Source organism: Devosia sp. Root685 (assembly GCF_001427875.1).
In the GTDB taxonomy this organism is placed as follows: Bacteria; Pseudomonadota; Alphaproteobacteria; order Rhizobiales; family Devosiaceae; genus Devosia.
In genome coordinates, this window is record NZ_LMHK01000001.1 from 529,989 (window position 1) to 553,610 (window position 23,622).

23 protein-coding genes and 1 tRNA gene are annotated in these 23,622 nt (G+C 62.2%); 15 read left to right on the forward strand and 9 right to left on the reverse strand.

Annotated features, from left to right (window positions below; genetic code table 11):
- Positions 1-141: 141 nt before the first annotated feature.
- The 3 genes from ASD83_RS02545 to ASD83_RS02555 all read left to right on the forward strand — a co-directional run bounded on the left by ASD83_RS02545 (position 142) and on the right by ASD83_RS02555 (position 4,870).
- Positions 142-420, forward strand: a complete 279-nt coding sequence (locus ASD83_RS02545; protein ID WP_200946445.1) for a succinate dehydrogenase assembly factor 2 — start codon at positions 142-144, stop codon at positions 418-420.
- Positions 417-3,902 carry a transcription-repair coupling factor gene (gene mfd / locus ASD83_RS02550; protein ID WP_056307648.1) on the forward strand — a complete coding sequence of 1,162 codons (3,486 nt, stop codon included), beginning with the start codon at positions 417-419 and terminating at the stop codon, positions 3,900-3,902. The genes ASD83_RS02545 and mfd overlap by 4 nt, the downstream gene beginning before the upstream one ends.
- 236 nt (positions 3,903-4,138) lie before the next feature.
- Positions 4,139-4,870, forward strand: a complete 732-nt coding sequence (locus ASD83_RS02555; RefSeq protein WP_082560914.1) for an invasion associated locus B family protein — start codon at positions 4,139-4,141, stop codon at positions 4,868-4,870.
- Between the two features lie 208 nt (positions 4,871-5,078).
- Here ASD83_RS02555 and ASD83_RS02560 read toward each other — a convergent pair whose 3' ends face one another.
- The 3 genes from ASD83_RS02560 to ASD83_RS02570 are packed head-to-tail and all read right to left on the reverse strand — an operon-like array spanning position 5,079 to position 7,161.
- Complete coding sequence (locus ASD83_RS02560) at positions 5,079-6,242, reverse strand: FAD-dependent monooxygenase (protein ID WP_056307651.1); 1,164 nt, start codon at positions 6,240-6,242, stop codon at positions 5,079-5,081.
- A complete protein-coding gene (locus ASD83_RS02565) occupies positions 6,239-6,709 on the reverse strand; it encodes a DUF6691 family protein (protein ID WP_056307653.1) in 471 nt (156 codons plus the stop codon). The genes ASD83_RS02560 and ASD83_RS02565 overlap by 4 nt, the downstream gene beginning before the upstream one ends.
- Positions 6,709-7,161: a YeeE/YedE family protein gene (locus ASD83_RS02570; RefSeq protein ID WP_056307655.1), complete on the reverse strand. Its 453-nt coding sequence runs from the start codon at positions 7,159-7,161 to the stop codon at positions 6,709-6,711. The genes ASD83_RS02565 and ASD83_RS02570 overlap by 1 nt, the downstream gene beginning before the upstream one ends.
- A 240-nt stretch (positions 7,162-7,401) precedes the next feature.
- Here ASD83_RS02570 and ASD83_RS02575 point away from each other — a divergent pair, with 240 nt between their 5' ends.
- The 5 genes from ASD83_RS02575 (at position 7,402) to ASD83_RS02600 (ending at position 11,868) form a co-directional block, all read left to right on the forward strand.
- Complete coding sequence (locus tag ASD83_RS02575) at positions 7,402-8,304, forward strand: TerC family protein (protein WP_082560915.1); 903 nt, start codon at positions 7,402-7,404, stop codon at positions 8,302-8,304.
- A complete protein-coding gene (locus tag ASD83_RS02580; RefSeq protein WP_056307656.1) occupies positions 8,301-9,272 on the forward strand; it encodes a quinone oxidoreductase family protein in 972 nt (323 codons plus the stop codon). Before ASD83_RS02575 ends, ASD83_RS02580 begins: the two co-directional genes overlap by 4 nt.
- Positions 9,273-9,396: 124 nt before the next feature.
- Positions 9,397-9,486, forward strand: a tRNA-Ser gene (locus ASD83_RS02585).
- Between the two features lie 824 nt (positions 9,487-10,310).
- On the forward strand, positions 10,311-10,817 hold the full coding sequence (locus ASD83_RS02595) for a GNAT family N-acetyltransferase (RefSeq protein ID WP_056307659.1): 507 nt from the start codon (positions 10,311-10,313) through the stop codon (positions 10,815-10,817).
- A gap of 226 nt (positions 10,818-11,043) precedes the next feature.
- On the forward strand, positions 11,044-11,868 hold the full coding sequence (locus tag ASD83_RS02600) for an AraC family transcriptional regulator (protein WP_056307661.1): 825 nt from the start codon (positions 11,044-11,046) through the stop codon (positions 11,866-11,868).
- 172 nt (positions 11,869-12,040) lie between these two features.
- Here ASD83_RS02600 and ASD83_RS02605 read toward each other — a convergent pair whose 3' ends face one another.
- Positions 12,041-12,559: a GNAT family N-acetyltransferase gene (locus tag ASD83_RS02605; protein WP_162249115.1), complete on the reverse strand. Its 519-nt coding sequence runs from the start codon at positions 12,557-12,559 to the stop codon at positions 12,041-12,043.
- Positions 12,560-12,691: 132 nt separating this feature from the next.
- Here ASD83_RS02605 and ASD83_RS02610 point away from each other — a divergent pair, with 132 nt between their 5' ends.
- The 6 genes from ASD83_RS02610 (at position 12,692) to ASD83_RS02635 (ending at position 16,367) form a co-directional block, all read left to right on the forward strand.
- Entirely contained in the window at positions 12,692-13,132 is a 441-nt protein-coding gene (locus ASD83_RS02610; RefSeq protein ID WP_056307663.1) for a VOC family protein, read from the forward strand.
- A 64-nt stretch (positions 13,133-13,196) separates the two neighbouring features.
- Positions 13,197-13,433, forward strand: coding sequence for a hypothetical protein (locus ASD83_RS02615; RefSeq protein ID WP_056307667.1), 237 nt, complete (start codon positions 13,197-13,199; stop codon positions 13,431-13,433).
- Between the two features lie 217 nt (positions 13,434-13,650).
- The gene (locus ASD83_RS02620) at positions 13,651-13,827 is read left to right on the forward strand and encodes a hypothetical protein (protein WP_156385712.1); all 177 of its coding nucleotides are present in this window, start codon (positions 13,651-13,653) and stop codon (positions 13,825-13,827) included.
- A gap of 144 nt (positions 13,828-13,971) precedes the next feature.
- Positions 13,972-14,637 carry a 5-oxoprolinase subunit B family protein gene (locus ASD83_RS02625; RefSeq protein WP_056307669.1) on the forward strand — a complete coding sequence of 222 codons (666 nt, stop codon included), beginning with the start codon at positions 13,972-13,974 and terminating at the stop codon, positions 14,635-14,637.
- Complete coding sequence (locus tag ASD83_RS02630; RefSeq protein ID WP_056307672.1) at positions 14,638-15,546, forward strand: biotin-dependent carboxyltransferase family protein; 909 nt, start codon at positions 14,638-14,640, stop codon at positions 15,544-15,546.
- Positions 15,543-16,367 (forward strand): LamB/YcsF family protein, encoded by an 825-nt coding sequence (locus ASD83_RS02635; RefSeq protein WP_056307673.1) that lies wholly within the window; start codon positions 15,543-15,545, stop codon positions 16,365-16,367. Before ASD83_RS02630 ends, ASD83_RS02635 begins: the two co-directional genes overlap by 4 nt.
- Before the next feature lie 185 nt (positions 16,368-16,552).
- Here the strand turns inward: ASD83_RS02635 and ASD83_RS02640 are convergent, their stop codons facing one another.
- The 5 genes from ASD83_RS02640 to ASD83_RS02660 all read right to left on the reverse strand — a co-directional run bounded on the left by ASD83_RS02640 (position 16,553) and on the right by ASD83_RS02660 (position 21,806).
- A complete protein-coding gene (locus ASD83_RS02640) occupies positions 16,553-17,305 on the reverse strand; it encodes an ABC transporter ATP-binding protein (RefSeq protein ID WP_056309805.1) in 753 nt (250 codons plus the stop codon).
- A 14-nt stretch (positions 17,306-17,319) separates the two neighbouring features.
- Entirely contained in the window at positions 17,320-18,084 is a 765-nt protein-coding gene (locus tag ASD83_RS02645; protein ID WP_056307675.1) for an ABC transporter ATP-binding protein, read from the reverse strand.
- 12 nt (positions 18,085-18,096) lie between these two features.
- On the reverse strand, positions 18,097-19,239 hold the full coding sequence (locus ASD83_RS02650) for a branched-chain amino acid ABC transporter permease (protein ID WP_056307677.1): 1,143 nt from the start codon (positions 19,237-19,239) through the stop codon (positions 18,097-18,099).
- Between the two features lies 1 nt (position 19,240).
- Positions 19,241-20,272 carry a branched-chain amino acid ABC transporter permease gene (locus ASD83_RS02655; protein WP_056307679.1) on the reverse strand — a complete coding sequence of 344 codons (1,032 nt, stop codon included), beginning with the start codon at positions 20,270-20,272 and terminating at the stop codon, positions 19,241-19,243.
- Positions 20,273-20,447: 175 nt separating this feature from the next.
- A complete protein-coding gene (locus tag ASD83_RS02660; RefSeq protein WP_056307681.1) occupies positions 20,448-21,806 on the reverse strand; it encodes a substrate-binding protein in 1,359 nt (452 codons plus the stop codon).
- Between the two features lie 186 nt (positions 21,807-21,992).
- On the opposite strand from ASD83_RS02660, the gene ASD83_RS02665 reads away from it, so the two are divergent.
- Positions 21,993-23,615: a helix-turn-helix domain-containing protein gene (locus ASD83_RS02665; protein ID WP_056307683.1), complete on the forward strand. Its 1,623-nt coding sequence runs from the start codon at positions 21,993-21,995 to the stop codon at positions 23,613-23,615.
- Positions 23,616-23,622 lie beyond the last annotated feature (7 nt).

A 23,622-nucleotide genomic window follows, 5' to 3' on the forward strand; every position in this document is an offset into this window, starting at 1 on the left:
CCCTGATTTTCTGCTGAACGCAGAAAATCTGTCCCTCTCCCTCAAGGGGCGAGGGAAGGGGTGGTGAGTGGGGTGACAACGATATTCAACCCGCGTAAGACATGTCCAAATCGGGAACAAACTTGAATCATGGATGTCGAAATGACGGCCGGTGAGGACATTGCTATTCGGCGCAAGCGGTTGCGGTATCGCGCTTGGCACCGGGGGACCAAGGAGATGGACCTGGTGCTGGGGCCGTTTTGTGATGCCAATATCGAGGGGTATGGCGTTGCCGAACTCGACCGGCTCGAAGCGCTGATGAACGAGGAAGATCCGCCGCTGCTCAAATGGGTGATGCGGCAGGAAGAGCCGCCGGTCCATGTCGATCGGGCTTTTCTCGATCTGGTCGTCGCCGATCATCAGGCGCGGATCGAAAAATGAATGAAATGACCGGGCTGCCGGCGATCCGGACGATTTCCAATGTGCCCGACGGCATGCAGCCCATGGCGCTGGCGCGGCTGATCGAGCAGCGTTTGAAGGATGCGCCGGATGACGCGGCGAGCCTGGTGTTCGTCGCGCGCGACGGGCGGCGGATGCAGCGCATGGCCGAGGTGCTCGGCGCCATGCTGCCGGGGCACACGATCCTGACGCTGCCGGCCTGGGACTGCCTGCCCTATGACCGCGTTTCGCCCAATAACGTCACCATTGCAGCACGGATGAACACGCTGGCGGCGTTGACCAGCGGGGCCAAGGGCGCCATTGTGCTGACGGCGGTCAATGCGCTGATCCAGAAGTTGCCGCCGCGCGATATGGTTGAAACCATGTCGTTTTCGGCGGCGATTGGCCGGGTGGTCGATAGCGAAAAGCTGATCGTCTGGGCTTCCAACAATGGCTATCTGCGCGTGCCGACCGTGAGGGAAAGCGGCGAATATGCGGTGCGCGGCGGGCTGGTGGACCTCTATCCGGCAAGCGCGGAGGTGCCGCTGCGCTTCGACTTTTTCGGTAGCCAGCTTGAATCGATCCGGACGTTCGATCCCGACAGCCAGCGGACCACGGGGACGCTGAAGCGCATTGCGCTGACGCCGATGAGCGAAGTCGTGCTCAACGAAGAGACCATTCGGCGCTTCCGGCAGAATTACACGGCGGCGTTTGGTGGCAATACGGTCGACGACACGCTTTATGCCTCGGTGAGCGGCGGGTCGCGCTATTCGGGGACGGAGCATTGGCTGCCGTTCTTCTACGACCATATGGACCGGCTTTCTGATTATGCCGGCGACGCGCCATTTGTGTTCGACGATCAGGCCGCGGAGGCTTTTGCCGAACGCGCCGAGCAGATCGCGGACTATTATGAAGCGCGCGAAACGGCGCGGCAGGCAAAGCCGGTGGCTGGGGCAGGGGCGCCCTATAAGCCGATCAAGCCGGAGCTGCTCTACGATCTCGATGTGCAGCCGCAGACGCTGGCCGGGGCTTCGGTGATCCAGCTTTCTCAGTTCCTTTCGCCGAGCGCCAAGAAGGGCGACGATTGGGGCGGGCATATTGCGCCGAGCTTTGCGGCGGAGCGGTTGGCTTCGGACGTCAATCTGTTCCAGGCGGTTGTCGATCGTCTCCTGGCGGAGCGGCGCGAGGGGCGGCGGGTGATTGTCGCCTGCTGGAGCGCGGGCACGCGCGACCGCATGGCCCAGGTGTTGAAGGACCATGGGCTGACCAATCCGCGTATGGCGGAAAACTGGCGGGATGCCGAAACGACGAGCGCGGCAACGACCTCGCTGGTGGTGCTGCCGCTCGAAACCGGCTTTGAGACTAAGGACCTGATGGTCCTCTCCGAGCAGGACATTTTGGGCGAACGCATTCTGCGGCCGCAGCGGAAGAAAAAGGCTTCGGACGCGCTGACCGAGGCGGCTTCGCTGTCGGCCGGCGATCTCGTGGTGCACGTCGATCATGGTATCGGCCGGTTCGTGGGCCTCAAAGTGATCGAGGCCGGTGGCGCGCCGCACGAATGCGTCGAGCTGCAATATGCCGGCGATACCAAGCTCTATCTGCCGGTCGAGAATATCGAACTGCTGACCCGTTACGGGTCGGATGACTCGTCTGTCATGCTCGACAAGCTGGGTGGTGTCGCCTGGCAGGCGAAAAAAGGAAAACTCAAGAAGCGCATCCGCGAGATGGCGGAGCAGCTTATCAAGCTCGCGGCGCAGCGCTTGCTGGTCAAGGCCGATGTCATCGACATCAATGCCGGGGCCTATGACGAATTCGCAGCGCGCTTCCCCTATGAGGAAACCGAGGACCAGCTTACGGCCATCGAAGCGGTGTTCGACGACGTTACCTCGGGCAAGGTCATGGACCGGCTGGTGTGTGGCGACGTGGGCTTCGGCAAGACCGAAGTGGCGCTGCGCGCGGCCTTTGCCGTGTCGCTGAGCGGCAAGCAGGTTGCTGTGGTGGTGCCGACGACGCTGCTGGCGCGGCAGCATTTCAAGACGTTCTCGGAGCGCTTCAAGGGCCTGCCGGTGCGTGTGCGTCACGCCTCGCGCATGGTCAGCGCCAATGAATTGAAGGCGACCAAGGATGGACTGGCCGATGGGCAGGTCGATATCGTTGTCGGCACGCATGCGCTGCTGTCGAAGACCATCAAGTTCCATGACTTGGGACTGCTTATCATCGACGAAGAGCAGCACTTTGGCGTGGGCCACAAGGAGCGACTGAAGGAACTCAAGGCCAATGTGCATGTGCTGACGCTGACGGCGACGCCGATTCCGCGCACGCTGCAACTGGCGCTGACCGGGGTGCGCGATCTTTCACTGCTGGCGACGCCGCCGGTCGATCGCCTCGCCATCCGCACGTTCATTTCGCCCTTCGATCCGCTCTCGATCCGCGAGGCGCTGCTGCGCGAAAAGTATCGCGGCGGGCAGAGTTTTTACGTCGTGCCGAAAATCAAGGATCAGCCTGACATTGCCGAATTCCTGCGCCAGCAGGTGCCGGAAGTTTCCTATGTCGTTGCCAATGGGCAGATGCCGCCGGGGGAACTCGACGACATCATGAACGCCTTTTATGACGGCAAATTCGACGTGTTGCTGGCAACGACGATCGTCGAATCCGGGCTCGATATTCCCAATGCCAATACGCTGATCGTGCATCGGGCCGATAATTTCGGCCTGGCGCAGCTTTATCAGATCCGTGGGCGCATCGGGCGGGCTAAGCAGCGCGCCTATGCCCTGTTCACGGTGCCGGCTGACAAGAAATTGACCGATACGGCGGAGCGGCGGCTGGGCGTGCTGCAATCGCTCGAAAGTCTGGGGGCCGGTTTCCAGTTGGCGAGCCACGATCTTGATATTCGCGGGGCGGGGAACCTCCTTGGCGACGAGCAATCGGGCCATATTCGCGAAGTGGGCTACGAACTTTATCAGGCCATGCTCGAAGAGGCCGTGGCGGCGCTACGGAACGGGGAGGCCGAATACGAGGATCGCAACGAGTGGAGCCCGAGCATTTCGCTGGGCATGCCGGTGATGATCCCCGAAAACTATGTGCCCGATCTGACGCTGCGCATGCAGCTTTATCGCAAGCTCGGCGATCTCACCGATATCCGCGACATCGATGCGGCGGGCGCGGAATTGATCGATCGATTCGGGCCTTTGCCCGAGGAGGTCGAGGCACTGCTCAAGGTGATCCTCGTCAAGTCCTTGTGCCGTCAGGCAAATGTCGAAAAGGTCGATGCTGGACCGAAGGGCGCGGTGCTGACGCTGCGCAACAGCGAATTCCCCAATCCGGTGGGTCTGGTGAAGCTCGTGAGCGATCCGGCCAACCAGGTTCGCATCAAGCCCGATCAGAAACTCGTGTTCGCGCGCAATTGGCCGACGCCGGAAACGAGGCTCAAGGGCGCGGCCGCGATCCTTTCGAAACTGGCGAAATTGGCCGAGGCGGGCGCTTGAAAAAGGCTAAAGGGCGCCGCGCACTAACGGATTTGCGCTGCGCACAATAGTTTGGGGCTTTGATGGAGAAATCGGGACCGGGTTTCTCAAGACGTGCTCTATGTTGCGCAGGGGCCTCATAATATTTTGGCAAGGGCTTCCGGTCATGTTATTGCCCGAATTGCGCCCTTGAAGGGCGGGTAAGTTTCTAGGTGGCGGAGTGCCGCCGAGACCGCCAAGGAAGGCAAGGACACTCTATGAAATTCAGGAAACCCCTCGTTGCTGGTTTGACAGCAGCTGCTCTGCTGCTCTCGCCGCTCTCGGCCTTTGCTCAAGAGACCCCTGCACCGGCCGCTGAGGCTCCCGCTGCCGAAGCGCCTGCTGCCGGCGCCGCTGCGACCCCGGCCGCTGCCAACCCTGCGCAGAACTGGCTGAAGGTCTGCGATCCGCTGCCCGATGGGCAGAAGGCTTGCATCATGCGCCAGGTGGTTTTGGCCAATGGCCAGTTCCTCGGTTCCTTCCTGCTGCGCGACGATCCAGGCCAGGAATCGCGCCTGCTCGCCGTTGCTGCCGTGCCGCTTGGGGTTTTGCTGCCTTTCGGCCTGACCTGGCAGATCGACGGCGCCAAGCCCGTGCGCGTGCCCTATATGATCTGTGACCCGACCTCGTGCGCCACCCAGCTGGTGATCAACGAGCAGTATGTGAACTCGCTCAAGGGCGGCAACAAGCTGACCCTGACCGCGAAGAACCGCCAGAACCAGGATCTGACCATCGAGATCAACCTGTCCGGTTTCACTGCCGCCTATGACAGCGACACGGCGATGACTTTCGAGCAATTCCAGCAGGAAACCTCGGGCGAGAACGCCCTTGAGCAGGTTCTGCAGGATCGCGCCGAACAGCTCCGCAAGGACCTGACCGAGCAGACCGGCGCTCCGGCGGCCGATGCTCCGGCTGCGGACGGCGCCACGCCGGCCCCTGCCGCGCAGTAAGGTTTTCGCAGGTTTGAATTGAAAAGGGCGCGGCTGAGGCTGCGCCTTTTTTTTTGCCGAGTAGCCCTCATGGTGAGGTGCTTTGCAAAGCAAAGCCTCGAACCACGAGGGCGGGCGAGTGGAGGCCTTGTGCCACGACCTCGCCCTTCGAGGCTACGCTGCGCTTCGCGCCTCAGGATGAGGTCTACTGGGCGGGTACAGGGTAAACCTAGGCCGACCGCTGGCCCATGCCGATGGAGAAGGCCTGACGGCGCAGCGATGGCATCAGTTTGAGGGCCCAGAGGCCGCCGGCGCGGAGGGCTTGGGTCGGGAGCATTTCGCCGAGGAGCGAGCGGAAGAGCGTGTCGACCATGGTGCCGGTGCGCGAGAGGTCGGCGGCGCGGCGGTCGGCATAGGCTTTGCTGGCGCTAGCGGCCCAATCGGGGGCGGTGCGGTCGGCTTCGGCGAGAACGGCGACGAGGTCGGCAACGTCGCGGAGGCCGAGATTGAGGCCCTGGGCGCCGATGGGCGGGAAGGCATGGGCGGATTCGCCCACCAGCACCGTGCCATCGTGGCCGGCTTCGGTGACCGTGAGCACGCTCAATGGGAAGATGAAGCTGGGAGAAGCGAGCTTGATGCTGCCGAAGAGGTTTTGCGAGCGGGTGCGGAAAGCGGCGAGGAGGGCTTCGGGGCCGCCGGCCTGGGTTTGGCGGAGCACCGATTCCTCGTCGATCCAGACGAGATTGGCGCGGTTACCACCGGCCGGAACCAGGGTGAAGGGACCGTGGGGATAGTGAAACTCGATGGAGGTGCCGCCGATGGAGCGGCCGAGTTCGAGATCGCAGACGAGGGCGGATTCCTCGAATTTGTGCTCGCGGGCGGGGAGGCCCGCTTCGGTACGGATCAGGGACTTTTTGCCGTCGGCGCCGACGATGAGGGGCGCGGCGACGGTGGCGCCGTCGCTTAGCGTCAATATGCCGAGGTTGTTTTCTCTGACATATGCGGTAACGGCGGCGTTGCGGGTGGTGAGACCGGTTGTGGGCGCGGCGGACTGGAAACGCTCGAGGAGCGTCGCATTGGCAAAATTCCAGCCGAAGGCGTCGAGGCCGGCTTCCTTGGCGTCGAAGAGGGTTTCGGGCGCGCGGATGAGGCGGGGCGTGGCGTCGATGATGCGGATGGCGGTCAACGGGTGGCCGGTGCTTTCCGGGCTGTCGATGAGTCCGGAGGACAGCAGGAAATCGACGCTGGGCATCATCAGGGCCGACGTGCGGCGATCGGGCGGGGCCGTGGGCGCGAGGTGCAGGGTTTCGTAGCCGGCGCGGGCGAGGCTCACGGCGGCGGCGAGGCCGGCGAGGCCACCACCCACGACGATGATATCGGTGTTCTCAGTCATTTGGCATCCGCAAGGCGTTTGGAATGGCCGCTGGGCACGATGAGGCTACCGGCATAGGAGCCGGCGACGAGGGCGGCAAGGAAAAGCCAGATCCCGTCCGGCGGGAAGGCCAGGAGCGCGATGGCCGGGCCGGGGCAAATGCCGGACATGCCCCAACCGACGCCGAAGAGCGCGGCGCCACCGACGAGGCGGGCATCGATGCGCTTATATTCGGGCTCGTGGAATTCGGTGTCGAAAAGCGGCGCCGGGCGGCGGCGGCCGATGCGCACGGCGATGAACATGACGAGAATGGCCGGGACGATGACGAAAGCCAGGCTCGGGTCCCAGCCGCCGGTGGGAATGGCGGTGAAATCGAGGAAGCGCAGGACTTTTAGGGGATCGACCATTTGCGACACATAGAGGCCGGCGCCGAAGAGGAGGCCGCTGAGGGCTGATGTCGCGAGATAGGGCGGACGCAGGTTGGCCATCAGACGATCCCCGTCACGGTTACGGTGAGGATGGCGACGCCGAAGAATACCGCAACGGCAACCGCAGAGCGCCGCGAGAGGCGCGCGAGGCCGCAGACGCCATGGCCCGAGGTGCAGCCATTGCCGATCTTGGTGCCAAAGCCGATAAGGAGGCCGGCGACGATCAGCCAGACGGGTGGCGGCACGCCCCAGGCGGCAGGCGGGGGCACAAGCGCGGCCGGTTCGACGCCGCCGACACCGAGCGCGGGGAAAAGCCGGGACGCCGCCCAGGCGCCGGCCACCAGCGCAACCAGAAACACCAGCCGCCAGACGACGGTCTGCGCGGGCGGCAGCAATTGCCCGAAGATGCCGGAGATACCGGCGAGGCGGCCATTGCCGAGCCAGAGCACGGCCGCGGCGAGGCCGATCAGGCTGCCGCCAAGCGCGGCGGAAAGAGGCGTGAAGGATTCCATCAAGGGACTCCGGCCAAGAAAACGGAACCAGAGCCTAGCACTGGCCATTCACGGCATACCAGCCTCCGATCCGGAGAACCATTTCACGCCTTGCCGCAGGGAAAGAAAAAGCTGCCATAGGAGTGCGAAAGCCGAAATGGAAGGGGGCAGGGCGCTTGTCTTTGCGATCAGGCCCCCTCCACAATCGCAAAAAAGACAATAGACTCGCGCGCAACGAGAATTTCCATTACGGAATCCACCATGCTTGAGCTTCTCTACGATCCCAATGTCTGGGTCGCCTTCCTCACCCTGACGATCATGGAGATCGTGCTGGGCATCGACAATATCGTGTTCATTTCGGTGCTGGTGTCGCGCCTGCCGCGCGAGCAGGCGGAATTTGCAAGAAAACTCGGTATCGGCCTGGCGCTGGTGTTCCGCATCATTCTCCTGCTGCTGATCAGCGTGATCGTGCAGCTCAAGGAGCCGGTGTTTACCGCTTTCGACCATGCCTTCTCGTGGAAGGACATCATTCTCATCGCCGGTGGCGCCTTCCTGATCTACAAGGCGACCCATGAAATGCATGCGGCCATCGAAGAGCCGCACGAGGCTGGCCTCAAGGAGGCTGCCAAGGCGAGCCTCCAGGCTATCCTGTTGCAGATCGTCGTCATCGACGCGGTATTTTCCATCGACTCGATCATTACCGCCGTGGGCATGGTGCCGGCGGATCAGGTCGGGGTGATGATCGCCGCCGTGATTGTCGCCGTTGCCGTGATGTTCTTCGCCTCCGGCCCGATTGCCAAATTCGTGGCCGATCACCCGACCACGAAGATGCTGGCGCTGGCCTTCCTGTTGCTGATCGGCGTGACGCTGGTGGCCGACGGGCTCGGTCTGCACATTCCCAAGGGCTATATCTATTCGGCCATGGCCTTCTCGGTGCTGGTGGAGGCGGTCAACATCCTTGCCAAGGGCCGCAAGCTGCGCGCTTCGGGCGGGGGCACGGGCAAGAATCAGATGACGCCCTTTACCGGCGATACGGGCTCGGTGTCGGCAGCGGCAGGCGTTGCCGCTGTGAGTGGCGCAAAACCCCGCCCCAAGACACCGGCGGCAAGGCAAGCGCAGTCGCGGCCCAAATCGGCGCCGCGCAAGCCGAGGGCGCCCAAATGACCCGCGTCGTTGCCATCAACCAGACCGGCGGCCCGGAAGTGCTGTCGGTCGAGGACTGGCCGGTGAAGGAGCCGGGTCCGGGGCAAGCGCTGATCGAGCAAAAGGCGATCGGCCTCAATTTCATCGACACCTATCAGCGCTCGGGGCTTTACCCGCAGCCGCTGCCCTTCGTGGGCGGCAATGAAGGGGCCGGCGTCGTTCGTGCTGTTGGACCCGGCGTAACCGCGGTCAAGGTTGGCGATCGGGTTTGCTATCAGGGGCAGGTGGGTGCCTATGCCGCTGAGCGTCTGGCGGCGGTCGAAAAGCTCATTCCCATTCCCGACGGGGTCGATGACGAAACGGCGGCGGCGGTCGTGCTCAAGGGGCTGACTGCCTACTTCCTGCTGTTCAAGACATGGCCGGTTGAGGCCGGGCAGACCATTCTTTGGCACGCTGCGGCGGGCGGAACCGGCCTCATTGCGACGCAATGGGCCAAGGCGCTGGGCGCGACGGTGATCGGCACGGCGGGCGGGGCGGCAAAGGTCGCGCTCGCCAAGGCGCATGGCTGCGATCATGTGATCGATTACCGCGCCGAGGATTTTCCGGCGCGGGTGCGCGAGATCACCGGGGGCAAGGGCGTCGATGTCGTCTATGACGGCGTCGGCAAGTCAACGTTTGAGGGCTCGCTCGACTGCCTGCGGCCGCGTGGGCTGCTCGCCAGTTTCGGTAATGCCTCGGGCGTGGTTTCGATTCCCGACCTGACCGTGCTGTCACGAAAAGGCTCACTCTATGTGACGCGACCGACCGGTGGCCACTATTTCACCAAGCGCGAGGATCTGCTGGAGGGCGCCGAGGCGCTGTTCGGCGCGATCAAATCGGGGGCGATAAAGGTCGGGATCGGCGCTCGGTTCAAGCTGGAAGAGGCCGAAAAGGCGCATCGGGCCCTTGAGGGACGCGAGACGACCGGCTCGGTGGTGCTGACGCCGTAGCGAAGGTTGCGGGGGAAACATGCTTCATTTCAGTACTGACGGTGGGGATGAACGGGGAGCAACAAGCAACGTCGGCGCGTCGCCACTGGACAGCGCTAAAAGCCGACGCTAAAGGCAGTGCCACGGGTAGGTGGCAGAGCGGTTGATTGCTCCGGTCTTGAAAACCGGCGAAGGTGAAAGCCTTCCGGGGGTTCGAATCCCTCCCTACCCGCCATCTCCGCTGATTGCACGCTATGGCACTGTATTGCTGCCGATCACCGCATTCCGCGGGGTGAGAGAGCAAACTGCCGGTTCTACGCTATAGCCCGATATAATCTTGAGAGCAGCGACGGCGGCATCCAGCCCAATGCGGTTGTAGTTGATCCATAAGGCACAATTCAAAAGCGGCCGTACACCGATTTGGTTGGGGGCTGCCTGGGTGGCCATATCTCAAGTGTTTGTCTTGCGTTGTCGTAGCCATGGGATCACGGCGTCAGCCTCCCGCTCGCAATCGTCCAGCGTGCTGAAGAGGCCGGATACTTCGGTGATTGACCAGTACCCCTCGTCATACAGGCCTTCTTCTATTTCAGCCGGGTGCCACCACCGCCGAACGATGTAGCGATGAAGATCCCCCGCGAGAGACTTCTGAGAAACAATTTCCGTGAAGCCCTCAGGGCTTTCAGGGCCTCTGATGGCCCGTATGTCTATCCACTCGGCCAATGTGTCCTCAAACGCTATCACGGCTCAACATCCCGCGCGGCAAACCATAACCTCAAGATGCGCGGATGTCGTCCCGCTCTCGTCTTTCGACAGCGCTGTTGGTCAGCTTCTCACGCCCTTCGGCTCTTTGCTCATGCCTAAATTTTAGAGGGCTATAGCGTAGGCGTAGTTCTGCGTTTCGTCGGTGTCAGCCCGCCATCTCCGCTGATCGGCCTCTATGGCTCGTTTTTGCCGCCGATTACCGGGCGGCACGCCGCCCTAGGCATGACATGCGGATTTTCAAAGCTGACCGCTTTGTTGGGCCTGTGCTAATCTTGGACCAACTGCGGAGAATGGCCCATGATTGTCTTTCGACAAGCAGAACAGCATGATGTGGCACGGCTCCGTGACTTAGCCACCGAAACGTACGTGACCGCTTTCGGGCACTCGTTTGAGCCATCAAATCTGGCTGCGCACCTTGCCAACAACCTGTCCGTTCCGTGTTTCGAGAATATCCTTCACCGGGACGTTGTGCTGGTTGCCGTACAGGACGACGCGTTTGTAGGCTTCCTTCAGTTCGGACACTATGAAGGCGGTAAAGCCTGGGAGATCCGGCGGGTCTACGTGCAATCGAGATCGCAAAATGCGGGAATCGGTCAGCGACTGATGGAGCAGGCGCTTCGTCGTCCTGAGCTGTCCAAAGCAGAAGACATTTACCTCGACGTTTGGGAAGAGAACGTGGCAGCGCAAAGGTTCTATCGCCGTTTCGGCTTCTGTCCCATCGGCAAACGCGAGTTTCGTGTAGCAAGCGGCGAAGTGACGGGCAGTGATCTGATCATGCTGCGGCGCAAATCCAGAGCGGCATGAAAGCCGCACGTTCACCAAGCGGCACGGCCCAGCGCCGATTCTACGCCATAGCCCGATAGAGATGGCTGGAACCGACCCCACTTCGGCCATGCCGTCCCTTAGTTCGCTGTCCCGGAAGCGGACCTAATCTCACGCCGCACCCCGGCAGATCCAATAAAGTCAAATGCGATCAAGCGCGTCTCCATCCGGGCAGGCATTTGGACGGCGTGAACGAGAAGGAGCATTCATGCCGGTTTTGGATCGGGTGATCTGGCAGATCGAAGTGGACCTAACTTCAGAAGTGACGCTTCAGTCGCTTTCAGAGCGGTGCGCCGTCAATATCCACCACATGTGCCGGGTTTTTCAGCTCGCTACATCCATGACGATCATGTCCTACGTTCGAGCGCGCAGGCTCTCCAATGCAGCGCGCGCGATCACCAGCAGCAACCAAAGCATACTCAATGTGGCGTTGGACGCTGGCTATGGGTCTCACGAGGCGTTCACACGTGCCTTTGCAAGCTATTTCGGCATCACGCCACGTCAGCTTCGCAAGGAACAACCAACTGTAACCCTTAGCCTTATGGAGCCGTACGAAATGAATAAAGAAATGATCGTGCCGGTCAGTGCACCCCGCAAAGAGCACCGCTCTGCATTCCGTGTTGTCGGCTTCGGCGCCGATTGTTCGTTTGCGCAGACCGGCGCCATTCCCACTCTCTGGCAGTCATTCAATCCCCGGGCCGGCGACGTCAAGGGCGCTGTCACTGGTGCGGCCTATGGCGTGTGCTGCCTGGCCGATCAGGCCGGTAACTTCCGCTACATTGCAGGCGTGGAGGCCACGGGACCGACGGCCGGCATGGAAGCGGTTGACCTGCCTTCGCAGCTCTATGCGGTGTTCACGCATAGCGGTCATATCTCCGACCTGCCCAAGACAGCTTATACGATCTGGAACAAGTTTTTGCCCGAAGCGGGAATGGAACCCGCCAAGGCACCAGACTTTGAACGATACGACAACCGGTTTGACGGAGAAACCGGGCGCGGAGTCGTAGAGATATGGGTGCCAATTGTCTCCTGAAGGTTCGCTCAGGGGTGGGGCGAGGGCCGGAATATGCTCTGGAGCTTGAAACCCTTCCAAGCTGGCAGCTTTTCAACGGTCGAGTTGTAAAGCCGCCGGTCTGTTCCCCACCCCAAGCAAGCCGCAAGCTCTTTCGTCAATTTGGAGGGCGGGCGGCACGGCCCGGCTGGCTTCATGTATTGCCGGGCCAGAATTGCTCTGGGCGCAGGCGCGCCATCAGAAATATGTCTACCGCGCCGGAGTTCCTCATGCGGGCGCGGAGCTTTCGTCCTTCATCCACAAAGCCGAAGCGTCGGTAAAGCGCTATGGCCTTGTGATTGTCCGAGTGGACGCTCAGTTCGATACGCAGGACGTTGCAGGCATCGGCGGCCGCGATCGTGTCCACCAAAAGCTGCTTGCCAATGCCGCGGCCGCGCCACTCTGCGACGACACCCATGCCGAGTTCGCCCACATGGCTTTCGTGCCGCCCGCTGGCGCGGACGATGTCGCACCATCCGACAACACCGTCTTGTTCGCTGATCGCCACAAGCTGCGGGTTTTGACTCTCGATGTTTTGACGCACGAAACTCGCCACGGCGTCGATAGGAGGGGCGGCGTCGCTTCGCAGGAAGCTCGACTCGCGAGCGACGGAATCGAGAGCGGCATGAAAGCCGCCGATATCGTTCTCGGTTATAGGCCGAACCTGCACCATGAATTTGTCCCCCATCCCTCGACCCGATCGTTACACTACTGGCGCGGCTTCTCAAGCGGCCAACATAAGGTGGCCCAACTCGCGTGGTTCTTTATGAATTGAGGAACGGTAGGGCGCTCGGAGATTGGACCTATGGCTGTCAAACGGATGGATAATGTCGGGATCGTCGTCGATGATCTCGAGGAGGCGATCGCGTTCTTTGGCGAGATCGGACTTGAGCTTGAGGGGCGGGCGATGGTCGAGGGTGAGTGGGCGGGACGCGTCACGGGCCTCGGCGATCAGACCGTCGAAATTGCCATGATGCGCACGCCGGACGGCCACAGCCGGCTCGAACTGTCCCGCTTCATCATGCCTGAAGTCGTTGAGGACCATCGGAATGCCCCGGTCAACGCGCTGGGCTATCTTCGGGTCATGTTTGCCGTGGACGATATCGACGAGACGCTGGCAAGGCTGCGTCAGCGCCAGGCGCAACTGGTTGGCGAGGTCGTTGACTACATGAACGTCTATCGGCTCTGCTACATCCGCGGGCCTGGTGGGCTGCTGATCGGGCTTGCGCAGGAACTCGGCTCTTGAGCGGGCAGGCGCGATCAGGCTATGAGGCGGCTGACAACGTTTCGTCAGCCCAAGGAAAGCACGCATGAGCCGCAAGGAATTTGACGCATCGCGCATGCGGCGCATGAAACGCACGGCAGCGCGTTATGACCTGACCATTCTGACCGCAGAGAAACTGAAGGTTTTGGGACAGCCGGGCGGCCACGCCCTGCGGCACGATAAGACCTTCAAGATCGTCTATGGTGATGTGCCCAAACCATTTTCCGCGTCGCTCGACGATATCGAGAAATATCTCGAAAAGCTTGAGGCGGGGGAAGCGTAAGCGAGGCTGACCTTTCTGGCAACCTTGCGAATGACCCGTGCTGGTACATTCCGTTATTTATTCCGTAACAGGAATCGGCTCACACTGGTCTCGTAAGCTCCCTAGAGAAGTTCGTCGTCTCTGAAGCGCTGAACGGTCTCTAGGTTCTTGGATCGCGTTTTCGATTCTCAAGTGGTTCGCCACTTTGCCTCGAAACGCTCTATTGGAGGCGCGCACAGTGTTTACCTTGATCAACGCAGACGCCGACGAAGACGACGCCGAAATCACCGATCCCCAGGAAATCGCAGAATTGTTTGCGGCCATCGCGGCCGTGGCAATCGAAACCATTGGCGCGGCCAATGTGCGCGAATTGTTCGATGCGGTCGTTGAGCAGGAGGGTCGCGATCCCAATTAGAGCTTTTATTCCATTATTCTGTGGGCAGTGCTGAGACGCTGTCCGCCATCCGGCGCTGATTGCCGAACCCGCATTCTGCCTTGACGAAGCATTTTGGGTCCGCGAGGACTTGGCTTCGCCAGGGCAATTTTTTTGGGGGATACAATGGGCCAAATGCAAATCCTGCCGGAACGGCCCATGGTGCAGACGCTGGGCGACAGCGCCATTCTCGTGCGCTTCGGCAGCCGTCTCGACGAAAAAGCCAATCGCCGGGCCATCGGCTTTGCGGCAGCGCTCGAAAGCGAGCCAATCGCTGGTATTATCGAGATCGTGCCGAGCCTTGTTTCGGTGCTGCTGCGGTATGATCCACTCGCTTCACGACATCAGGATATCGAGGGCGAAATCCGGCTGCGGCTGCATGGGACGCAGACGGAGCGGACGGGGGCCGTGCATCGGGTTGGGGTGCGCTTTGGGGGCGAGGCGGGGCCGGACCTTGAAGAGGTGGCGGGGCTGCTGAAGCTTTCGCCGGACGCGTTCATCAGGCAGCACAATGCGGCGCCGTTGCGCGTGCTGGCGACCGGGTTTGCGCCGGGCTTTGTTTATTGCGGGTTTCATCGGGAAACGCTGACCTTGCCGCGGCGGGACAAGGTGCGGCCGCGGGTTGCGGCGGGGAGCGTGCTGTTTGCCGCGGGGCAGACGGCGATTGCGGCCACTGATATTCCGACCGGATGGCATGTGATCGGGCATACCGATTTTTCCAATTTTGCGCCCGAAGCGACGCCGCCGACCCGGTTGCGGGCGGGCGATAGCGTTGCGTTCGAGGTGGCCTGAATGGTGGCGACATTTGTGATCGAGCGGGCGGGGCCGCTGACAAGCATTCAGGACGCGGGGCGGTTTGGTTTCCTCGCCCATGGCATCAGCGCGTCGGGGCCAATGGATGAATCCGCGTTTCGGCGGGCGGGGCGGTTAGCCGGGAGCGGCGCGGGGGCGGGGGCGGGGATCGAGTTTTCCATGCTGGGGCTCGATCTGGTTATCGCTGAAGGCGAGGTCATGGCTGGCTGGGACGGGGGCGTGTTCGAGGTTTTGGTCAATGGGCAGCGGCGGGAGTGGCCGGGCTCTGCGCGACTGGGTGCGGGGGATCGCCTGAGCATTTTGGCCGGTACCGGTGGCAATTACGGCTATCTGCGCTTTGGCGGCGAGATCGACGTTCCGCTTGTGATGGGAAGCCGGGCGACCAGTTTGCGGGCGCGGATTGGCGGGCTGGATGGAAGGGCGCTGCGGGCAGGCGACAGATTGGCGATCATTGGGGATGGAGAGGCGCCGGCAGCGGTTGCGCCGCGCCGGAGGGCTGACGGGCCGATCCGCTTCGTCTGGGGGCTGCACGCGGAGGTTTTTGAGGCGGGGTTGCGGGAGAAATTCGTAACCAGCGCATTTCGTATTTCTTCGATGATGGATCGAATGGGCGTACGGCTGCGCGACGAGGCGCGGGTCTTTGCCGAGGCGCGGATCTTGTCGCTGGTGTCGGACCCGGTGGTTGCCGGCGATATCCAGATTCTGGGGGATGGAACGCCGATCGTCTTGGGACGCGATCATCAGCCGACGGGCGGCTATCCGCGCATCGGCACGATCATTTCGGCCGATCTCGATCGCTTTTTCCAGTTGCGGCCCAATGCGGAGCTTGTGTTCGCGCCGGTGGGAACGGATCATGCGCAGGCTTTGTTGCGGAGCGAAATTGCATGACCAGCATAGATCTCAACGCCGATCTTGGCGAAGGCATGGGCACGGACGACGATCTGCTTGATATTGTGTCGAGCGCGTCGATCGCCTGCGGCGGGCATGCGGGAGATGCGCAGACGATCCGGCATATCCTGAAACTGTGCAAGGCGCGGGGCATTCGCGCCGGCGCGCATCCGGGCTATGCGGACAAACCGCGGTTTGGGCGGTTTCGGCTGGTGATGCCGCTCGATCAGTTGATCGGGCAGGTGCGCGACCAGATGTTTCTCATTCGGCACATCGCAAGCGAAGTGGGCGTGCCGCTGTCATATGTGAAATTGCACGGGGCACTGGCCAACCAGACGGCGGAGGAACTGGCCATGGCGGTCGCCGTTTTTGCCGCCGTTCAGGCGGTGGACCGGAAAATGGCGGTGCTGGCGCTCGACAATAGCGAACAGGTGCGGGCGGCCAAGGCTGTGGGCGTGCCGCTGATCCGCGAGGCCTATGCCGACAGGGCCTATACGGCCGAGGGACTGCTGGTGCCACGGGCCGCGGAGGGCGCGGTCATTCACGATACGGATACGGTGATCGAACGATGTCTGCGGCTGGCGCAGAAGGGGGAGATCGTGGCGATCGACGGGACGGTGCTGAAATCGGGCGCGCGGTCGATTTGCCTCCATGGCGACACACCGGGCGCGGTCGATCTGGCGCGGGAATTGCGCGATGCGCTGGAAGGCGAGGGGATCGTCATAGCGGCGGAACCGCCTGAGGGGGATTTACCCTGGGCCTCTCAAGGGGGAGAGGGTGAAATCGGCGAAATGCCTTTGGGTTTGAAAGACCCAGGGTAGCTCGGGACGGGGCGCGTTCGTGCCGCCGTAATTGATCAAGTAGTCCTCGGTGAGGTGCGCAGTGCAGCGCAGCGGAGCCTCGAACCACGGGGACGTGGCGTTGAAATATCGGGGCACGTCCCCGTGGTTCGAGGCTTTGCTCTGCAAAGCACCTCACCATGAGGGCTACTGGTGGTTTTTGCTTGTTAGATCGCCAAGTATTCGTGGCGTAGCTCCGTATTGTCGAGCACCTCCTTGGCGGTGCCGGCGAAGACGACTTCGCCGGTGTCGAGGATGACGGCGCGGTCGGCCAGTTTCAGCGCGGCGACCGCGTTTTGCTCGACGATGATGGTGGTGATCCCGAGCGGCTTGATAGAGTGCAGGATGCGCTCGATTTCGTGCACGATGACCGGCGCGAGGCCCTCATAGGGTTCATCGAGCAGCAGGAGCTTCAAGTCGCGGGCGAGGGCGCGGGCGATGGCGAGCATCTGCTGTTCGCCGCCGGAAAGGGTGACGCCGTCCTGAGTGCGGCGTTCGGCGAGGCGGGGAAAGCTCTCGTAGATCTGTTCGAGGCTCCAGCCATTGCCGGGAGCGACCTTGGCGAGGGCGATGTTTTCCTCGACGGTCAATCCCTGGATGATGCGGCGGTCTTCGGGCACGAGCTGGATGCCGGAGCGGGCGGCCTCAAAGCTTTTCATCTGGTGGATGGGCATTCCATCGAGCCAGATTTCGCCCTGCCGCATCTGCGGATTATCGGTGCGGGCGATGGTGCGCAGGGTCGAGGTTTTGCCCGCGCCATTGCGGCCGAGGAGGGCGAGGATTTCACCCTGGCGCACGTCGAGCGAGACGCCCTGCACGATATAGCTCTCGCCATAATAGGCGTGCATGTCGCGCACCGAGAAGAAGGGGCGGGTGGTTTCGATATTGGCGGCGTGGCTGACGGTGGTTTCGGTTGTCATGGCGATGGAACTCATCAATGGGCTCCTCCGAGATAGGCTTCCTGCACTTTGGGATTGCCGCGCACTTCGTCGGGCGAGCCATCGGCGATGATGCGGCCCTGGGCGAGCACGGAAATCTTGTCGGCCAGCGAGAAAACGACGTGCATGTCGTGCTCGATGATCACCTTGGTCATGCCGCGGCTTTTGATCTTCTTGAGAAGCTCGATGGTGGTGTTGGTGTCGTGGCGGCTCATGCCGGCGGTGGGCTCGTCGAGCAGCAGCAGGCGCGGATGCTGAATGAGGCACATGGCCAGTTCCATGCGGCGCTTGTCGCCACGGCTGAGGCTGCCGGCGAGCATTTCGCGGCGGCCGAGCATGCCGACGTCTTCAAGCATGTGTTCGGCTTCAGCGCGAATGCCGGTTTCGCTGTCGAGCGCGCGCAGCATGTTGAGAGTGAACATGCCGTCGCGCTTGGCGAGGGCGGGGATCATGACATTGTGGAGGACCGACAGGTCGGCAAAGATTTCCGGCGTCTGAAAGACGCGGGCAATGCCGAGCTGGTTGATCTGGTACGGTTTGCGGCCGGTCAGCACGGTGCCATCAAAGACCACCTGACCACTCGTCGGTGCCAGTTTGCCGATGATGACATTGAGCAGGGTCGATTTGCCGGCGCCATTGGGGCCGATGATGGCGTGGGTCTTGCCCTCTTCGACTTGCAGATCGATGTCGGCGAGGGCGTGCAGGCCACCGAAGCGCTTGTGAACGTCTGCGACATGCAGGACGACGTTGGATTTTTCCATTTTCTTCTCGTCCTACTCTGCGGGTTGCGTGCGAGCGCTGGTCTTGGGGCTGGAGGAGCCGGAGCGGCGGAAGAGCGCGGCGAGCCGCCGGACGCCTTCCATGATGCCGCCGGGCAGGAAGATCACGACGATAACGAAGGCAAGGCCAAGGGTCAGGTGCCAGCCATCGCCCACGAACTTGCTGGTGATCTTGACCACGACATCGGACACGCCATCGGGCAGGAAGCTCCAGAAGCGGGCAAGGATATTGTCGTTGAGCGCGGAGAGGATGTTTTCAAAGTATTTGATGATCCAGGCGCCGATGACCGGGCCGACCAGCGTGCCGACGCCGCCGAGAATGGTCATCAGGACGACTTCGCCCGAGGCGGTCCACTGCATGCGCTCGGCGCCGGCCAAGGGATCGGTGACGGCGAGGAGGGCACCGGCAAGGCCGGCATACATGCCCGAGATGACGAAGGCCGAGAGCGCGTAGGGGCGGGTGTTGAAGCCGGTGAACTGCATGCGCGTCTGGTTGGATTTGATGGCCTTGAGCATCATGCCGAAGGGCGAACCGGCAATGCGCTGGGCGATGAAGAAAGCAAGGATCAGGAAGCCGGCGCAGAAATAGAAGCCGGCATAGCCGCCGAGCTGTTGGCCGAAGAGGGTCGGCACTGGCTGGCCGACAAAGGTCTGGCCCATGGCGGCGTCGAGCACGCGCGGATCGGCCAGCGTCAATTGCAGGCCGGTTTCGCCATTGGTGATGGGCGTCAGCACCGAATAGGCGAGATTGTAGCTCATCTGCGCGAAGGCGAGCGTCAGGATCGAGAAATAGATGCCCGAGCGGCGAAGGCAGAGGAAGCCGATGACGAGGGCGAAGAGGCCCGAGATCACCACGGCGAAGATCATCGCCGGGATGGCATCGAGGGTGAGCAGCTTGAAGGACCAGACGGCGGCGTAGGAGCCGACGCCGAAGAAGGCGGCGTGGCCGAAGCTGAGATAGCCGGTGAGGCCAAAGAGGATGTTGAAGCCGACGGCGAAGATGCCGAAAATCATGAAGCGCTGCAGGAGATCTGGGTAACCGGCGCCGAAGGGCGCCAGCCAGATCGGCATGGCGAGCACCACAATTGTGAAGCCGAGGAGCAGGAACAGGTCTTTGCGGGACATGAAAGTGGTCATGTCAGGCCTCCATCACGCCGCGCCGGCCCATCAGGCCACGGGGACGAACCAGAAGAATGATGACGGCGACGAGATAGATGATGATCTGGTCGATGCCGGGGAAGATGGCTTTCACCTGGTTCATCGAGGCGAAGGACTGCAAAATGCCGAGGAGGAAGCCCGCGGCGACGGCGCCCGGCAGCGAGCCCATGCCGCCGACCACGACGACCACGAAGGAGAGGACGAGGAAGTCCATGCCGAGGTGGTAATTTGGCGGCAGGAGGGGCGTGTACATGACGCCCGCCATGCCGGCGACGACGGCGGCGAGGCCGAACATGATGGTGAAGCGGCGATCGATATTGATGCCGAGGAGCCCGACGGTTTCACGATCCGCCATGCCGGCGCGGACGACCATGCCGAAAGTGGTGAATTGCAGGAAGGCGAAGACGCCACCGATGACGACACCGGCAAAGACGAAATAGATCAGGCGCCAGACCGGATAGGTGATGACATTGGCCTGCATGCCGAGAAAGGCGCCGATATCGGCGGCGCCGCGCAGATCGGTCGGCATGGGCTGGGGAATGGGATTGGGTCCGAAAACGGACTTGATGACTTCCTGCGCGACGATAGCAAGGCCGAAGGTCACGAGGATCTGTTCGGCGTGGGTGCGCTTGTAGAAGTGCTTGATGATGCCGCGCTCGAGCGCGATGCCGACCAGGAGCATGATCGGGATGGTGATGATGATCGAGACCGGTACGGAATAATTGACCAGCACCGCGCCAAAATCGCCGAGCCAGGCCTGAACCAGAGGCTCGCGCACTTCGAGCGGCGCGCCCCAGGGCGAGAGCTTTTCGGGGTCGAGGGTCACGGTTTCCATGGTGAGAAACATGCGCACGGTGACGGCGCAGAAGGCGCCGAGCATGAACAGCGCGCCATGGGCGAAATTGACGACGCCCAAAGTGCCGAACACCAGGGTGAGACCAAGGGCGATCAGCGCATAAGCAGCGCCTTTATCGAGGCCGTTGAGAAATTGCAGAAAGATGACTTCGAACATCGGATGCTCCGTTCTTCACCTCTCCCTCGGGGGAGAGGTCGGCGCGAAAGCGCCGGGTGAGGGGGCCTTCCCGGCGGAGAAAGGCCCCCTCACCCCAACCGCAACTCGCCAATGCGAATTCGGTGTAACCCTCTCCCCCAAGAGGGAGAGGGGGCGGCTCAGCGTGCGTGACGTCTTACGCGCACATCGGGACCGGTTCTGCCGGCCCGAGGTCGCCACCGAAGATGGCCGGATCATAGGCCACGGTATCGCGGTCGATTTCCTGCACCACGTTCAAGACGTCGAATTCGCTGGTCGGGCTTTCATTGCCCTGCACCACGAGAACCGACTTGATGCACTGGTGGTCTTCGGCGCGATAGAGCGTCTTGCCATTGCCCATGCCGTCGAATTCGTGACCTTCCAGTGCCTTGATGACTTCGGGCGGATAGAAGGTGCCGGCGCGTTCCACGGCGTCCGCATAGAGCAGCGCCTGAACATAGGCGGTGTGTGCAGCCTGGGACGGCGGGGAGCCATAGGCGGCGCCGAACGACTTGGTGAAGGCGATGGAGCCGGGGTCCTGCAGGTTCCAGTGCCAGTTGGATGTCCCAAAGATGCCCTTGACGCTTTCGCCGGCGCCCTTGGCCATCAGCTCGGAGATGAGCGGGGTGACGATCTGGAAATCCTTGCCATTGGCCTGGCGGTCGCGCATGCCGAACTGCACGGCCTGGGTGAGCGAATTCACCATGTCGAGGCCGTAGTGGTTGAGGATCAGCACGTCGGCGCCGGAATTGAGGATCGGCGTCAGGTACTGCGAATAGTCGGTGGCGCCGAGCGGCGTGCGCACGGCTGCGGTCGTCTTCCAGCCGAGGGCTTCGGTTGCGGCCTTGATCGATTCTTCCTGGGTCCAGCCCCAGGTGTAGTCAGCCGTCAGGTGATAGGCCTGGCGATCATTGCCATAGGACTGGCCGAGAACCGGGGCGAGGCCGATGCCGGACTGATAGGCGTTGAAGAAGTGGCGGAAGCCGTAGCGGCGCTTGTCCTTGCCGGTCGTATCGTTGGAATGGGTGAGGCCCGCCATGAAGATGACGCCCATTTCCTGGCAAAGACCCTGCACGGCGATGGCTTCGCCCGAGGACGAACCGCCGGTGATCATGATGGCGCCATCGCGCTCGATCATGCGGGTGGCGCCGGCGCGGGCCACATCGGACTTGGTCTGGCTGTCGGAGGACACATACGTGACCTTCTTGCCCAGGATGCCGTTGCCCTTGAGGGCGGTCGGGGTAAGGACGTTGACGAGCCCGCCGTCGCCTTCGCCATTGATATGGGCGATGGCCAGTTCATAGGCCTTCTGTTCGTCGGCGCCTTCTTCGGCATAGGTGCCGGTCAGCGGCAGGTTGAGGCCGAAGACGACGGTGTCGCCCGTCGGATTGTTGCAGAATTCCTGGGCCCAGGCGCCCTTGGTGAATACGAGAGGGGCGACGCCGGAACCGATGATGCCGGCCATGCCGGTCTGCAAGACACGGCGCCTCGACAAGCCACGCTTCAAAATAGTCATTGATCTCCTCCTATGCGCGGGCAGCCGGTACATTGCCGGAGCCTCGACGCTGCCTAATATTTGCCGGATTTGAAAACGACGGCAATATCCCATTGTAATTCAACGATAATTCTGTAAATTATTGTTCTTGATCGAGCGCGATCTAGTAAATTCGTTTGCAATCGTGGTTTCGGGGAGGAAACGGCAATGCGGGCGCCCATCGGGTTTCGCATCTCCAACCGCCGGAAATCGCTGAAGATTTCGCAGGCCGCACTGGCGCGGCTGATCGGCATTTCGCCGAGCTATCTCAATCTGATCGAAAACAACAAACGCGACATCGGCGGGGCCTTGCTGCAGCGCGTGGCGCATCATCTGCAGATCGAGACGGCGGACCTGACAGGGGATGACGAGCAGAAGCTGCTGCAGGATCTTGAGGAGGCCTATGCCGATCCGGTGGTCGAGTCGCTCGATTTTCAGCCCGATGAAAGACGGCAATTGGTAGCGCAATATCCGGCCAGTGCGGGGGCCATTGCGCGGCTGCACCGGGCCTATGCCAATGCGGTGGCGAGCGCCGACAACTATGCCGACCGGCTGCGGTCAGATCCGCTACTGAGCCAATTGCTGCACCAGATCCTTTCGGGGATCACCGCCGTGCGCTCGAGCGCAGAAATTCTGGAAGACGTGCCTGATCTTGATGAGGCGGAACGCAAGCAGTTTCTCGGGGCCATTGGGCGGGAGGCGCGGGCGCTGAGCGATGTGGCGCGCAGCCTGATCGGACAGTTCGACAGCAGCAGCCGGGTGGCAGGCAATGTTTCGGCGATGCGCGAAATCGATGATCTCATCATCGAACAGCAGAACTATTTTCCGCAATTCGAGCGGGTGGCCGAGGATTTGCGGAGGGAGTTGGATACGCGGGGCACTTTCGGGCCGGCGCTGCTGGTCGAGGAGTTGGAACGGCGCTTTGGGGTGCGGACGCAGATTGGCGGATCGTCGGGGATAGAGGACTTTCCGGGGCAGTATCGGTTTGATGCCGGCGAGCGGGTCATGTGGCTGCAGGGTTCGACGACGCTCGCCACGCGGCAGTTCCAGCTCGCCCGGCTCCTCGGCGAACTGACCGCCGCCGATGTGATGCGCGAGACGCTCGACGCGGCTACGCTGACCAGCCCGACGACGCGGCGGTTGGCGGCGCGGGCCATGGGGTCGTACCTCGCCGGGGCGATTGTCTTTCCCTATTCGCGCTTTCTCGCCGAGGCCGAGGGGCTCGCCTATGACATCGATCAGCTCCGGCAGATTTTTAACGGCAGTTTCGAGCAGGTGGCGCACCGGCTGGTGTCGCTGCGGCGGCCGGGCGAGGAGGGGATTCCCTTCGGGTTTCTGCGCTCGGACCCCGCGGGGCGACTGACCAAGCACTTTCCGCTGCCGGGGCTGCTGCTGCCCAATTCGGGACATGCCTGTCCGCTCTGGTCGATCTATGGCGCATTCCGGCAGCCGGAAACGCTGTTGCGGCAGGTGGTGCGGTTTTCCGATGGGTCGCGCTATCTGTTCCTCGCGCGGTCGCTGCAAAGGCGGCCGGGGTCCTATCGTGAACCGGCGACGCATATTTCGATCATGCTGGCCTGCGATGTGCTCCATGCCGACCGGACGGTCTATGCTTCGGGGCTCGATCTCGACGATCGCGAGGCCGATGTGCCGGTCGGGCCGACCTGCCGGCTCTGTACGCGGCGGGACTGTCCGGCGCGGCAGGAGGAGATGCTCACCCCTGATGGTCCGCGTTCGGTAACGCGCCTGCCGTTGATCCCGCAAGAATTCGGCCTTGGCGATTCCGGCTGATTGGGTT